Source organism: Georhizobium profundi (assembly GCF_003952725.1).
Lineage (GTDB): Bacteria > Pseudomonadota > Alphaproteobacteria > Rhizobiales > Rhizobiaceae > Georhizobium > Georhizobium profundi.
Map to the genome: position 1 here is coordinate 3021547 of NZ_CP032509.1, position 13190 is coordinate 3034736.

A 13190-nucleotide genomic window follows, 5' to 3' on the forward strand; every position below is an offset into this window, starting at 1 on the left:
GCGGAAGAATGCCGTGAAACAGGCGGAGGCCGCTTCGGCCGCCAAGGCCACGGAACAGGCTGCCGCGGCGCACGCCAAGGATAAGGCCGCGGCCGAGTAGCTTTCGCGGCTTAATTCGAAACGCTCAGATGTCGTAGTCGCCGTCAGAGGCTTTGCCCTTGGCAGCGTCTTCGTCTTCACGGCGATGATGCTGACGAATACCGCGCACAATCAGGAAAATGACCAGCACGACGACCGGCACGGACAAACCGGTCACCAGAGCAGGATCGATCGGCAAGCCAAGATCCGACAGGGCCTTGGCGAGATAGGAAACGAGCCCGACGACGTAATAGGAGATGGCTGCGACCGAGAGCCCTTCGACCGTCTGCTGAAGGCGCAATTGCAGTTTTGCGCGGCGGTTCATGGAATGCAGCAGCGCCGAGTTCTGTTTTTCGAGCTCCACGTCGATCCAGCTTCGAAGGAGCTGCGTGGCACGCGCCAGCTTGCGCGACAAATTGACCTGGCGTTCTTCCACCGACCGGCAGGTGCGCATTGCGGGCGCCACGCGGCGTTCCAGAAATGCGCCCCAGGTGTCGTAGCCGGGCACCGCCTGCTCGTGCAGCGCCTTGATGCGCTCGAGCACGATGCCGTCATAGGCGCGGCTCGCACCGAAACGGTAGAGCCCGGCTGCGGCATTCGCTTCCAGCTCAGCGGCAAGACGCGTGATGTCGGTCAGCATCGCGTCTGCGTCTTCACGCGCGTTCTCCCGCATCTTCTGCGTGATCTCGGTCAACCTGTCTTCGATGCGGCGGATTTCAGGCGACAGAGTCTGGGCCTGCGGCAAGCCCAGCATGGCAAGCGTTCGATAGGTTTCGATCTCGATCAGGCGCTGCGTCAGCGCACCGGCTCGCGCCGGCGACAGACCCTTGTCGAGCACGAGAATGCGGGTCAGCCCATCCTTGTCCTGCCGGAAATCGGTCAGCGCCGCAGCGCGCCCGTCTTCCACCAGCGAATAGCAGAGGCTCGACGGATCGAAGATGCGAATTGCCTGCGCTTCCTCCTCGTCGGTCCATTTGCGGATTTCAAGCCGAACGCCGGAAATGAGGCTGCCCGGGGGATTGAAGCCGTCACCGAAGGGATGGCCGACGAGCTCGCCGTCGAAGCGATCCGGCACCGGCCCTTCCCAGGCATAGGTGGAAAACTCCGTGTGGCGCTCCCACCGCAGCATGCCCTGCCCCCAGGACAAAGTGTGATGCCGGGCATCCTTCTGCGGTGCGGACAGGCCACGGGCTCGGATCAAGTCAGCGAGAACGGCGTGGTCGACGCTCGCCCCGCCATCGGTCATGAAGGCCAGCTGAACGATGACGCGGGGCGTTTCCAGAAGCGGCGATGGGCGCGCGTGGATCTCGCCGAGCGCCTTGGCACGCTGCGGTGCGACGGGAAATCCAAAACTGCCCCTGCTCAACTCAGCACCCTCGAGACCACGAACCCAGGGTGCACTATCGGCGTCGCTGCGCGATTGAGCAAGGGGCCGAACCGAAACACAACTGGCAAAGATTATTGACCACTGGCTGTCTCAGTTGATAGTTTCAGCGGTGACTAGGTGCCGACGGTGGGCGGCGGAGCGACATCCCATGAGTTCCGACATTTTCAAGAGCATCGACCATGCGCGCACGGCGGATGCTGTGGTGCTGCAGATCGAGCGGCTCATCCTGGAAAGCGTCCTGCGCCCTGGGGATCGCCTGCCGGGTGAGCGCGATCTCGCTCAACAGCTCGACGTCTCCCGGCCGATTCTGCGCGAGGCCCTGAAGGAGCTGGAGCTTCGCGGGCTCGTCCATTCACGCCATGGCGGCGGCACCTTCGTTGCAGATATCGTCGGGCAGATCTTTGCGCCGGCGCTCGTGCAGCTCATCGGGCGGCACCGGCGGGCGACCGAGGATTATCTCGAATATCGTCGCGCCATGGAGGGCATGACGGCGGAGCTTGCGGCACGGCGGGCAACCGCTGCGGATCGGGCGCAGCTGTCTGCGCTGGTCGACACGATGCGCGAAGCTCACGGCCGCGCCGACTTCGCCGAGGAAGCCGAACTCGACGTGGAACTGCACGATGCTGTCGGCGAAGCGGCGCACAATATCGTGCTGCTCCATACGCTGCGGTCCTGCTACCGGCTTCTCGCCGACGGCGTCTTCTACAATCGCGCGCTGATCTACGGAGTGCCGGGTGCCCGTGACACTCTTCTCGATCAGCATTGCGCTATCGCCCAAGCGGTGATCGCGGGCGATCCCGACCGCGCCCGCAAGACGGCGCAGGACCATATCGATTTCGTATCCAAAACCATGGAAGAAGCCGAGCGCGTCGACGACTGGGAACAGATCGCCGCCATGCGCCTGAAGCAACGCCGCGCCCCGAAAGCGGCCAAGGCACAAGCCATGATCGCCAACAAGGAGGCCGCCGAGTGAGCCTGAACGTCCCCACCACCACGCCGCGGGTCGGCCTTTTCGTCACCTGCCTCGTGGATCTTTTCCGGCCGAGCGTCGGCTTTGCGACAATCAAGCTTCTGGAATCGGCAGACTGCACGGTGGACGTGCCGCGCGCGCAAACCTGCTGCGGCCAGCCTGCTTATAATTCCGGCGACCGCAAGGATACCGCCGACATTGCGCGCCAAGTGATCGAGACCTTCGAGGGTTTCGACTATGTCGTCGCGCCTTCCGGGTCCTGCGCGGCGATGCTGAAGAAGCACTATCCGGAGCTCTTTGCAGGCGATCCGCACTGGGAGAAACGCGCGGCCGAGTTCGCGGCGAAGGTTCATGAACTCGTCTCGTTTCTAACCGATATTCGCGGCATGACGGATGTGCCGGGGTCCTTCGACGGGACCGTGACCTATCACGATTCCTGCTCGGGACTGCGTGAACTGGGCGTGCGGAGCCAGCCCCGCGCGCTGCTCGGCTCGATCGACGGTCTTGATCTCAAGGAACTGAAGGATGCGGATGTCTGCTGCGGCTTCGGGGGCACCTTCTGTGTGAAGTACCCAGACATCTCCAACGCCATCGTCACCAAGAAGGCAGCCAATATCGAGGCGAGCGATGCCGATCTGCTGCTTGCCGGAGATCTCGGCTGCCTGATGAACATGGCGGGCAAGCTGAAGCGCCAGGGGGCGAAGACAGAAGTGCGGCATGTGGCGGAAGTGCTGGCCGGCATGACCGACGCGCCGCCCATCGCCGGATCGGGACGCTGACCATGCAACTCACCTCGCACGAATTCAAACAGAACTCCGTCAAGGCGCTGGCCGACGTGCAGCTGCAAAAGGCGCTGCGCAATGTGGAGAAGAACTTCATCGAGAAGCGGGCTAAGGCGGCCGAAGCCCTGCCCGAATTCGATGCGCTGCGCGACAATGCCAAGGCGATCAAGGATCACACGCTCGCCCATCTAGACCTCTATCTGGAGGAATACGAAAAGCGGGTGACCGAATCCGGTGGTCATGTGCACTGGGCGGAAAATGCCGAGGATGCGCGCCGGATCATTCTCGAGATCTGCCGCAAGCGCAACGCGAAGACCGTCACCAAGGGCAAGTCGATGATCTCGGAAGAGATCCATCTCAACGACTACCTGAGCGAACACGACATCGAGCCCGTCGAGACCGATCTCGGGGAATACATCATTCAGTTGCGCGGCGAGCATCCGAGCCACATCATCGCGCCGGCGGTTCACCTGAACAAAGATCAGGTCGAAGCCGATTTCCGCCGTGTCCATACCCATTTGGAGCTCGACCGCGACCTGACCGAGCCCGTGACACTGCTCGCCGAAGCACGCGCGGTGCTGCGCCAGCGCTATTTCCAGGCCGATGTCGGCATTACCGGCGCAAATTTTCTCGTTGCGGAAACGGGCTCCTCGGTCATCGTGACCAATGAGGGCAACGGCGACATGACGCAGACGCTCGGACGCTGCCACGTCGTCGTCGCCTCGATCGAGAAGATCGTGCCGACGCTCGAAGACACGAGCCAGATCCTGCGGGTGCTTGCACGCTCGGCGACCGGCCAAGAAATGTCGGTCTACACCACTTTCTCCACCGGCCCGAAGCGCGCAGAAGACCCGGATGGTCCGGAGGAGTACCACGTCGTGCTGCTCGACAACGGCCGCACCGCCATGCTCGGCACCGAATATCAGGAGATGCTGCGCTGCATTCGCTGCGGCGCCTGCATGAACCATTGTCCGGTCTATCACGCGGTCGGCGGCCATGCTTACGGCTCGGTCTATCCGGGACCGATGGGCGCGGTGCTGACCCCATCGCTCAACGGTATCGACAAGGCAGGCCATCTGCCGAATGCCTCCACCTTCTGCGGACGCTGCGAATCCGTCTGTCCGATGCGCATTCCCCTGCCGAAGATGATGCGACACTGGCGGGAAGACGAGTTCGAGCGGCAATTGTCGCCGAAGCCCGCTCGCTTCGGGCTTGGGTTCTGGGCCTTTTTCGCCAAGCGGCCGGCGCTCTATCGTGCTGCCGTGTCGATCGCGATGCCGATCATCGCCAAGCTCGGCGGCGACCGCCACCGGCTGAAGAGCCTGCCGCTTGCTTCAGGCTGGACGACCCATCGGGACCTGCCGGCGCCGGAAGGCAAGACGTTCCAGCAGCAATACGCCGCGCGTGCAAAGGCTGAACACCATGGCTGATCAAGCAACCGCACGCGCCGGCATCCTCAACCGGATCCGCGCCGTCAACGGCCGCACGACGTCGGATGCGGACCGGCAAAAGGCGGTCTCGTATCGTCTCGACAACGCGCCGCTCGGCGTCGTTCCGCAACGCGGGCAACTGCCGAAGGACGCGCGGCAGGCGCTGTTCATCGAAAAGGCAGAGGCCGTGCAGGCGACCGTGGAAAGGGTATCAAGCTACGCCGCCCTGCCCGATTGCGTCGGACGGTACCTGCGCGAACGCAATCTCCCTGCGGCCATTCGCATCGGCAGCGATCCGCGTCTGCGCAGCGCGGATTGGCAGGCTGCCGCATCCTTGAGCGTGGTCGACGGGCCGAGCGACGGCCTGGACATGGCTGGTCTCAGCCACGCGATCGCCGGCGTGGCCGAAACCGGAACCGTCGTGCTCACAGCCGGCGCCGACAATCCAACCACGATCAACTTCCTGCCCGAATATCATCTCGTCGTCATCGCTGGCGCCGATATTGAAGGCGACATGGAAGCGGTTTGGCGGCGGGTGCGTCAGATGTTCGGCAAGGGCAAGATGAGTCGCGTCGTCAATTTCGTGACGGGACCGTCGCGATCGGCCGACATCGAGCAGACGCTGCTTCTCGGTGCTCATGGCCCGCGCGCGCTGCACATCATCGTGGTCGATTCCGGCGGCTGACGATGGGGATCGAGCTCGCAGAAGCCCGTGCGCCCGATGGTCTTCGCATCTACGCCATCGGCGATGTTCACGGCTATGCGGATCTCCTTCGTGCCATGCACCGGCGCATCGACGAGGATCTGCGGTTTCGGCCCGCGAAAGACTGGCGGATCGTCCATGTCGGCGACTATGTCGACCGAGGGCCGGATTCGAAGGGCGTACTCGATTTTCTCATCGGTCGCATGGCACAGGATGCCCGCATCATCGCGCTTCGCGGCAATCACGACCAGGCGATGCTCGACTTTCTCAGCGAGCCCGACCCTGCCAGCATGTTTGCCACCAATGGCGGCGAGGAGACGGCCCGCTCCTACGGTGTCACGCTCGCCACTGATGGCGATGACGTCTTTCTCGCCAGCGCCGATCAGTTCATCAACGCGCTGCCGTCGATGCACCGACGCTTTCTCGAGCAGAGACCCTATTCGGTGTCCTTTGGCGATTTCTTCTTCTGCCACGCGGGTATCAAGCCCATGGTGCCGCTGGAAGCGCAGACACCCGACACACTCATGTGGATCCGCCGCGAGTTTCTCTCTTACGAGGGGCTGCATCCAAAAATCGTCGTCCATGGCCATACGCCGCAGGAGGAAGCTGACCTGCGGCCAAACCGGATCAACATCGATACCGGCGTCTATGTGCGCGAGAAACTGACCGCGCTGATCCTCGAAGGTGACGCAAAGAGCATCTACACCGTGCATCGCGCCAAGGGTGAACCCGGAGGCTGACATGCCGCTCCAGAATCGGGTCGATCCGTTCGGCGCGATCCATGCTCATTCGGCGCGGGGCCTTTTCATGGGCAATCGCGGCGGCCGTATCCACCATCCTGTGACGCGCACGCTGACAAACCGCCGCTTCGCATCCAAGGCCTGGATCATCTGCCTCTGCGCCTTTCGCGGGAGACAGCGGAACGTCATGGGTGACAGCTATACGGAGCTGTTCTTTCTCGACGAAGCGACGGCACTGGCGGCGGGTCACAGACCCTGCTTCGAATGCCAGCGATCGCGCGCTGAAGCATTTGCCCGCTGCTTTGCAATCGGCAACGGTCTGGCGTCGGCGAAGGCTGGCGAGATGGACGCCGTGCTCCACAGCGAGCGGCTTGGAAAGCCTGTGCGTCGCCGCTTGCCCTTGCGCGATCTTTCCTCATTGCCGGACGGCAGCCTCGTCGAAATCGCTGGACACCCGTGCCTGGTTCAGGGTGGCAAGCTTCTGGGGTGGTCGTTCGATGGGTATCGGGACCTGCCAGTTCCAGACGTCGGGGACGGTGCCATTCTGACGCCACCATCCACGCTTCGAGCACTTGAGGCAGGCTACAAGCCCGCGATCCATCCTTCCGGGCTCGCGGACGCCACTTGAGTTCCAAGCGCGCCTCATGCATGGCGTTGGGATGCGCGCCAATTTCAGACTGCAACGCCTCTTCGTCGAAGCTGCCCTCGCCAACCAGCAAACCGTGCCGCTCGACAAGGACCAGACGAATTATCTCTTGAACGTGCTTCGCCTCAGCGAAGGCGCGGAAGTGCTCGTCTTCAACGGGCGTGACGGCGAATGGCTATGCACGCTGACCCAGCCTGCGAAGAAGCGCGTGGAGATCGTGCCCGTCGAGCAGGTGCGCCCCCAGCCTGCACCGCTCGACCTGCACTATCTTTTCGCGCCGCTGAAGCAGGGGCGGCTCGATTACATGGTGCAGAAGGCGGTGGAGATGGGTGCCGGCATTCTACAGCCGGTTTTGACGCAGCATACGCAGGTTCACCGCGTCAATGTGGAGCGTCTGGCGGCCAATGCGCGCGAAGCGGCCGAGCAGTGCGGCATCCTCGCCATTCCGCAGGTTCGCGAACCGCTGAAGCTTGAGCCGCTGCTCACCGGCTGGGACCATGAGCGCCGGATCGTCTTCTGCGATGAAGGAGCCGAGACGCAAAATCCCGTCGCGGCGCTCAGCGCGATCACGGAGACGCAGCTGGCGCTGCTCGTCGGGCCGGAAGGCGGGTTCTCGGAAGATGAGCGCCGCAGGCTGCACGCTCTTCCCTTCGTGACCGCCATTCCGCTGGGGCCACGGATCCTGAGGGCGGACACCGCTGCCGTCGCTGCGCTCGCGGTGCTGCAGGCGACGATCGGCGATTGGCGCTGAGTCCAAATCCGTACGAAAGGCCTATCCCTCTTTCCATCCGTTGACAGCGGGTTCAATGATTTTTGCTTGCGCACCGCGCGCCTTCTGGTTCAAGCAGCGAGCATCCCGCTCGGCAAGATCGGGCCGGCCCAGATAAAACATCCGCAGAGAGCTTCATGGCACGCGACACGACTGACCTGACGCCGATCGCCTCCAAGGCCGAGCTCATCTCCCATCTCGCAGACGGATCGAAGCCGGAAACCGATTTCCGCATCGGCACCGAGCACGAGAAATTCCCCTTCTTCATCGACGGCAACACGCCCGTTCCCTATGAGGGCGAGCGCTCGATCAAGGCGCTGCTCGACGGCATGACCCGGATGCTGGGCTGGGAGCCCATCATCGACGCCGGCAAGATCATCGGGCTCGTCGAGCCGACCGGCCAGGGCGCGATCTCGCTCGAACCTGGCGGCCAGTTCGAACTCTCCGGCGCGCCGCTCGAGACAATCCATCAGACGTGCCGGGAATCGAACGCCCATCTGGCACAGCTGCGCGAGATCGCCGAGCCGCTTGGCATCCGCTTTCTCGGTCTTGGCGGCAGCCCGAAATGGTCGCTGGCCGAGACGCCGCGTATGCCGAAATCGCGCTACGACATCATGACGAACTACATGCCGAAGGTCGGCAAGCAGGGTCTCGACATGATGTACCGGACCTGCACGATCCAGGTGAACCTTGATTTTTCGAGCGAGACCGACATGCGCCGCAAGATGCAGGTCTCGACCAAGCTTCAGCCCATCGCGACGGCGCTCTTCGCCAACTCGCCCTTCACCGAAGGCAAGCCGAACGGCTTCCTTTCCTGGCGGGGCGACATCTGGCGGGATACGGACAATCAGCGTGCGGGGCTCCTGCCCTTCATCTTCGAGCAGGGCTTCAGCTTCGAGCACTATGTCGACTGGGCGCTCGACGTTCCGATGTATTTCGTGACCCGCAACGGCGTCTATCACGACTGCACGCATGTGACGTTCCGGCAGTTCATGGATGGCGCTCTGAAGAACGAGTTGCCGAATGGCCTTCCAACGATGGGCGACTGGGCAAACCACCTCTCCACGCTGTTCCCGGATGTGCGGCTGAAGCGTTTCCTCGAAATGCGCGGTGCCGATGGCGGCCCGTGGCGCAACATCTGCGCCCTGCCCGCTTTCTGGGTCGGCCTGATCTACGATTGCGGAGCGCTCGATGCGGCGGAACAGCTGACGAAGGACTGGACGTTCGAACAGGTTAATGCACTGCGCGACGCAGTACCGGTCCAGGGTCTCGCTGCGGAGATCGACGGACGTTCGCTGCACCAGCTTTCCCGCGACCTGCTCGACATTGCCCGCAAGGGACTTCAATCCCGCGCCCGCCTCAACGACGAAGGCAATGACGAGAGCCATTTCCTTGCGCCGCTGGAAGAGGTCGTCGCGCGTGGCGAGACGGCGGCCGGGCAGATGCTGTCGCTCTACAAGGGACGGTGGAATGGCTCGGTGGAGCCGGTCTTCGACGAATACGCCTACTGACGCCTCGGCCGTTTCGGCGTGAGCGCTTTCGGCCTATAGTTCCTGCCAAGCAGATGTTTGGGAGGACGACCGCCGATGATGCCGATCTACGACATGATGCAGCAGGCCGCCAACGGCCATGCCACCGCAGAGATGGCCCGCCGATTCGGCCTTTCGGAAGCGCAGGTCGCGCAGGCGATGGCGGCGCTCGCGCCCGCGTTCTCGGCGGGACTGAAGCGCAATACCGCCGGATCCGCACCGATGGCATCCTTTCTGTCAGCGCTCGCCGATGGTCACCATCGACGTTATTTCGAGGACGTGCAGGCTGCGTTCACGCCGCAGGGCGTGCAGGAAGGCAACGGCATCCTCGGCCATATTTTCGGGTCCAAGGATCTCAGCCGCCGGGTTGCGGAGCAGGCGGCATCGGCGACGGGCATCGGCCAGGACATCTTCAAGCAGATGCTGCCCGTGCTTGCCTCCATGGTCATGGGCGGGCTCTACACCCAGGCGAACGAGCAGATGGCGCGGGCGCAAAGCCAGATGTCATCCGGCCCCGACGTCTTCGGCGACATGCTGAAACAGATGATCCGCTACCAGGCGGCTGGGCGGGACGACCTGCCGGAACCGACGCCGCAGCCGAAGTCGCCCTTCGACAACCCGGTGTTCGGCAATTTCAACGACATGATGGACACGATGTTCGGCCAGTATCGGACATCGGACACCGAGCCGCCGCCGGAAGCAGACGAACCGCCACCTGAGCAGAAGCCTGGCGACCAGAAGACTACGCTGGACGGTTTGTTCGGCCAGATGTTCGATGCGGGACGCGAGGTACAGACCGGCTACGCCAAGTCCATGGACCAGATCTTCGACCAATATCTGGCTGGCATGAAGCGCCAGACCTGATGGTCAAGCCTAAAACGACGCATGCCCCGCTCGGTGCGGGGCATGCGCTGTGCACGGTTCTCGGGGCAACGAGAGCACCGCACTGGACGGATGGGGCAGGCCGTCCGTCAAACGTCACGCCCGCGAGCGGATGCGCGTGCGCCGCTGCCACGCCGAGCGCGACAGATGCTGCGACGGGTCGTCGTACCAGGGACGCTCGAGCGAATTCAGGAGATCGCCGCGCGTGAGGCCAATATCGGCCAGTTGCTCCTCGGTGAAGTCCTCCAGATACATGACCTGTTTGCGATTTCGCAGCGCGCGGAACACGGCAAGAAGACGGTGTGCCAGCGCTTTCAGAACCACCGAAGTTGTGATCCGTGCGGGGGCGATATCGAGATCGGGGCGGGTTTCGATCGTCTTCATGGCAGTGCTCCTTCGCGCCGGTTTCCAGCCGGCGACCGATGATGGAGAGCAGTTTCCGTTCGGGCAGCGTGTGCTCTCTTGACGTGCCCGGTCCGCTTGCTCGAGGCCGCAGAAATCCGCCCGACGCGGAGCCATTCTTGAAATGGACCCCGTCGGTTGTGGCGGCTTTCCGTGATCACGAGTGTGAACGCTGAGAGTGATCGCAGAATCGCATTGATCGTTCCAGCGAATGTTTCTAATGATAAGCATCAATCTTTATGATGCGGACGACGCCCATGCCGGCCCCCCTCGATATCGATCAGCTCAAGACCTTCGCTGCCATCGTCGATGCAGGTTCCTTCACCCGCGCGGCCGACAGCGTTCACAAGACGCAGTCGGCCGTTTCCATGCAGATGCGCAGGCTGGAGGAGCGGATCGGCAAGCCGCTCTTCGTCAAGGACGGGCGCACCAACCGCCTGACGGAAGACGGCGAGAAGCTGATCATCTATGCGCGCCGCATGCTGCGGCTGAATGAGGAGACGCTTGCCGCGTTCGACGAGAACCGCCTGGAAGGTTTGCTCAGGATCGGCACGCCGGACGATTACGCCGACCGTTTCCTGCCGGAGATCATCGCGCGTTTCGCCAAGTCAAACCCGAATGTCGAACTCTATATCGTGTGTGAATCCTCCAATGATCTCGGAGAGAAGATGGCGCGCGGCGAGCTCGACATCGCGTTGGTGACGCACAATCCGCGCGTCCGCCAATCGGAGGTGGTGCGTACCGAACCGCTTCACTGGGTGTCTTCGGCCAACCACACGGCGCATGAGACGACGCCGCTGCCGCTTGCCGTCGGACGGCGCAATTGCCAGTGGCGCCAGCTTGCCTGCTCGGCACTCGATTCGGTCAATCGCGAGTATCAGATCCTGTTCACCAGCTGGTCCTCGACCGTTGTCGCCTCTGCGGTACTCGCAGGTCTTGCCGTATCGCTTCTGCCCGAAGCGGCACTTCGGCCTGGCATGCGTATCCTCTCGCCGGCGGACGGTTTCCCCCCGCTGGCGCCCGCACAGATCGGCATCATGCGCCGGCCGGGCGTCCCGGCATCGCTGATGAACGCGATCAGCCAGCACATTTCGGCAAGCCTCGACAACATCACGCCGATGCCACTCGCTGCCATGGAGGAGAGCGATCAGGGCTTCGTGCAGATGCGCCCCCGCCAGCGCAACGGACATCTGATGCCCGGCTGGTAGGCCGCATCGCTTGACCCTTTCGAAGCAACCGGGCGCAATGGTGCGATGAGCGACTTTTTCGATATCGATTCTCCGACGGCATCTCAGGCCGTGACGAATCTGACGGAATTCACCGTCAGCGAGATCTCAGGCTCAATCAAACGCACTGTGGAAGATGCGTTCGGCCATGTGCGCGTGCGCGGTGAAATTTCCGGCTATCGCGGGCCGCATTCTTCCGGCCACGCCTATTTCTCGCTGAAGGACGATCGTTCCCGCATCGAGGCCGTGATCTGGCGCACCTCCTTCGCCAAGCTTCGCTTCAAGCCCGAGGAAGGCATGGAAGTGATCGCGACGGGCAAGGTCACGACCTATCCCGGCTCGTCGAAATATCAGATCGTGATCGAGGCGCTGGAGCCCGCCGGGGCCGGCGCGCTGATGGCGCTTCTGGAAGAGCGCCGGCGCAAGCTTGCCGCCGAAGGGCTGTTCGAGGATGCGCGCAAGCGTGCCTTGCCCTTTATGCCGATGACCATCGGCGTCGTGACATCGCCGACGGGTGCCGTCATCCGTGATATTCTGCACCGCATCCGTGACCGCTTCCCCGTGCATGTGCTCGTCTGGCCGGTGCGGGTTCAGGGCGAGACCACCGGCATGGAAGTCTCCAACGCGATCAACGGCTTCAACGCGCTGCCGGCCGGAGGTGCCATCCCGCGGCCCGATGTCCTGATCATTGCCCGCGGCGGCGGCAGTCTTGAAGACCTCTGGGGCTTCAACGACGAGATCGTCGTGCGCGCGGCCGCAAGTTCCAGCATTCCGCTGATTTCAGCCGTCGGCCACGAAACGGATTGGACGCTGATCGATCATGCGGCCGACCGTCGTGCACCGACGCCGACCGGCGCTGCGGAAATGGCCGTGCCGGTCAGGGCAGATCTCGAAGCCGGGCTCGCTCAGCTCTCGGCCAGGCTTTCGGGCTGCATGTCGCGTCACCTCGACCAGCGGCGGCAGGTGCTTCGGCAGACGGCGCGCGCCCTGCCCTCGATCGACACGCTGTTTGCGCTGCCCCGGCGGCATTTCGACGAGGTGTCGGCGAAGCTCGGTCGCGCGCTGGAACTGAACACCTTGAACAAGCGCAGGGCCTTCGAGGCGCGGGCAAACCGGCTGACACCGACGACGCTCGACGCCCGCATCAAGGATCGACGCCAACGGGTTATGGATCTCATCATCCGGGGCGAGCGCATCGTGGAGCGCCGGCTCGATCGGACGCGCTCAGGCCTGACAAGGATCGAAGCCCAGCTCAGCCTCCGCCCCATCGAATTGCGCATCGAACGGTTGTCCGAGACGATGGCTACCCGGCAGGAGCGTGCCGACAGGGCGATGGCGCGGCGGCTCGAGCGCCTGCGCGGCCAGATGGTCGAGCAGTCGCGCGTGCTCGGCTCGCTCAATCCGGACAATGTGCTGAAGCGCGGCTATGCGATCGTGCGCGATGAAACCGGTCAAGCCCTGTCGCTTGCGGAACAGGTTGGATCCGGCCAGCGCCTGTCGCTGAAATTTGCCGATGGGACGGTGGATGCGCTCGCCTTGGACGGCTCTGCGCCGAGGAAGCCGGTCAGAAAAGCGCCTGCATCCGAGGGCGAAGGGGTCAAGCCGAAACAGGGATCGCTGTTCTAGCGGTTCCCGCGACCGGACCC

At 63.4% G+C, this 13190-nt stretch carries 13 protein-coding genes; 11 read left to right on the forward strand and 2 right to left on the reverse strand.

What is annotated here, in order from left to right:
- Positions 1 to 124: 124 nt before the first annotated feature.
- On the reverse strand, positions 125 to 1444 hold the full coding sequence (locus D5400_RS14545) for a DUF3422 family protein (protein ID WP_126010669.1): 1320 nt from the start codon (positions 1442 to 1444) through the stop codon (positions 125 to 127).
- Between the two features lie 169 nt (positions 1445 to 1613).
- Between D5400_RS14545 and D5400_RS14550 the strand changes: the two genes are divergently transcribed.
- From D5400_RS14550 to D5400_RS14590, 9 genes are all read left to right on the forward strand, one after another.
- The gene (locus tag D5400_RS14550; RefSeq protein ID WP_126010670.1) at positions 1614 to 2438 is read left to right on the forward strand and encodes an FCD domain-containing protein; all 825 of its coding nucleotides are present in this window, start codon (positions 1614 to 1616) and stop codon (positions 2436 to 2438) included.
- Entirely contained in the window at positions 2435 to 3214 is a 780-nt protein-coding gene (locus D5400_RS14555; protein ID WP_425364882.1) for a (Fe-S)-binding protein, read from the forward strand. The genes D5400_RS14550 and D5400_RS14555 overlap by 4 nt, the downstream gene beginning before the upstream one ends.
- Positions 3215 to 3216: 2 nt before the next feature.
- The gene (locus D5400_RS14560; RefSeq protein ID WP_126010671.1) at positions 3217 to 4647 is read left to right on the forward strand and encodes a LutB/LldF family L-lactate oxidation iron-sulfur protein; all 1431 of its coding nucleotides are present in this window, start codon (positions 3217 to 3219) and stop codon (positions 4645 to 4647) included.
- Complete coding sequence (locus D5400_RS14565; RefSeq protein ID WP_126010672.1) at positions 4640 to 5332, forward strand: LutC/YkgG family protein; 693 nt, start codon at positions 4640 to 4642, stop codon at positions 5330 to 5332. Before D5400_RS14560 ends, D5400_RS14565 begins: the two co-directional genes overlap by 8 nt.
- Before the next feature lie 2 nt (positions 5333 to 5334).
- Positions 5335 to 6090 (forward strand): metallophosphoesterase family protein, encoded by a 756-nt coding sequence (locus D5400_RS14570; protein ID WP_126010673.1) that lies wholly within the window; start codon positions 5335 to 5337, stop codon positions 6088 to 6090.
- A gap of 1 nt (position 6091) precedes the next feature.
- On the forward strand, positions 6092 to 6718 hold the full coding sequence (locus D5400_RS14575; protein WP_126010674.1) for a hypothetical protein: 627 nt from the start codon (positions 6092 to 6094) through the stop codon (positions 6716 to 6718).
- Positions 6719 to 6749: 31 nt separating this feature from the next.
- Positions 6750 to 7487, forward strand: coding sequence for a 16S rRNA (uracil(1498)-N(3))-methyltransferase (locus tag D5400_RS14580; RefSeq protein ID WP_126010675.1), 738 nt, complete (start codon positions 6750 to 6752; stop codon positions 7485 to 7487).
- A gap of 155 nt (positions 7488 to 7642) precedes the next feature.
- Complete coding sequence (locus D5400_RS14585) at positions 7643 to 9016, forward strand: glutamate--cysteine ligase (protein ID WP_126010676.1); 1374 nt, start codon at positions 7643 to 7645, stop codon at positions 9014 to 9016.
- Positions 9017 to 9091: 75 nt separating this feature from the next.
- Positions 9092 to 9898, forward strand: coding sequence for a DUF937 domain-containing protein (locus D5400_RS14590; protein ID WP_126010677.1), 807 nt, complete (start codon positions 9092 to 9094; stop codon positions 9896 to 9898).
- A 114-nt stretch (positions 9899 to 10012) separates the two neighbouring features.
- Here D5400_RS14590 and D5400_RS21210 read toward each other — a convergent pair whose 3' ends face one another.
- Positions 10013 to 10300 carry a YjiS-like domain-containing protein gene (locus D5400_RS21210; RefSeq protein WP_164527902.1) on the reverse strand — a complete coding sequence of 96 codons (288 nt, stop codon included), beginning with the start codon at positions 10298 to 10300 and terminating at the stop codon, positions 10013 to 10015.
- 275 nt (positions 10301 to 10575) lie between these two features.
- On the opposite strand from D5400_RS21210, the gene D5400_RS14600 reads away from it, so the two are divergent.
- Positions 10576 to 11526: a LysR substrate-binding domain-containing protein gene (locus D5400_RS14600; protein ID WP_126010679.1), complete on the forward strand. Its 951-nt coding sequence runs from the start codon at positions 10576 to 10578 to the stop codon at positions 11524 to 11526.
- A 45-nt stretch (positions 11527 to 11571) separates the two neighbouring features.
- The gene (gene xseA, locus D5400_RS14605; RefSeq protein ID WP_126010680.1) at positions 11572 to 13170 is read left to right on the forward strand and encodes an exodeoxyribonuclease VII large subunit; all 1599 of its coding nucleotides are present in this window, start codon (positions 11572 to 11574) and stop codon (positions 13168 to 13170) included.
- Positions 13171 to 13190: the final 20 nt, after the last annotated feature.

Coding starts and splice junctions, on each gene's coding strand:
- D5400_RS21210 (WP_164527902.1), bottom strand. CDS start 10,300: ATGAAGACGATCGAAACCCGCCCCGATCTCGATATCGCCCCCGCACGG.
- D5400_RS14585 (WP_126010676.1), top strand. CDS start 7,643: ATGGCACGCGACACGACTGACCTGACGCCGATCGCCTCCAAGGCCGAG.
- D5400_RS14600 (WP_126010679.1), top strand. CDS start 10,576: ATGCCGGCCCCCCTCGATATCGATCAGCTCAAGACCTTCGCTGCCATC.
- D5400_RS14580 (WP_126010675.1), top strand. CDS start 6,750: ATGCGCGCCAATTTCAGACTGCAACGCCTCTTCGTCGAAGCTGCCCTC.
- D5400_RS14565 (WP_126010672.1), top strand. CDS start 4,640: ATGGCTGATCAAGCAACCGCACGCGCCGGCATCCTCAACCGGATCCGC.
- D5400_RS14575 (WP_126010674.1), top strand. CDS start 6,092: ATGCCGCTCCAGAATCGGGTCGATCCGTTCGGCGCGATCCATGCTCAT.
- D5400_RS14550 (WP_126010670.1), top strand. CDS start 1,614: ATGAGTTCCGACATTTTCAAGAGCATCGACCATGCGCGCACGGCGGAT.
- D5400_RS14590 (WP_126010677.1), top strand. CDS start 9,092: ATGATGCCGATCTACGACATGATGCAGCAGGCCGCCAACGGCCATGCC.
- D5400_RS14560 (WP_126010671.1), top strand. CDS start 3,217: ATGCAACTCACCTCGCACGAATTCAAACAGAACTCCGTCAAGGCGCTG.
- D5400_RS14570 (WP_126010673.1), top strand. CDS start 5,335: ATGGGGATCGAGCTCGCAGAAGCCCGTGCGCCCGATGGTCTTCGCATC.
- xseA (WP_126010680.1), top strand. CDS start 11,572: ATGAGCGACTTTTTCGATATCGATTCTCCGACGGCATCTCAGGCCGTG.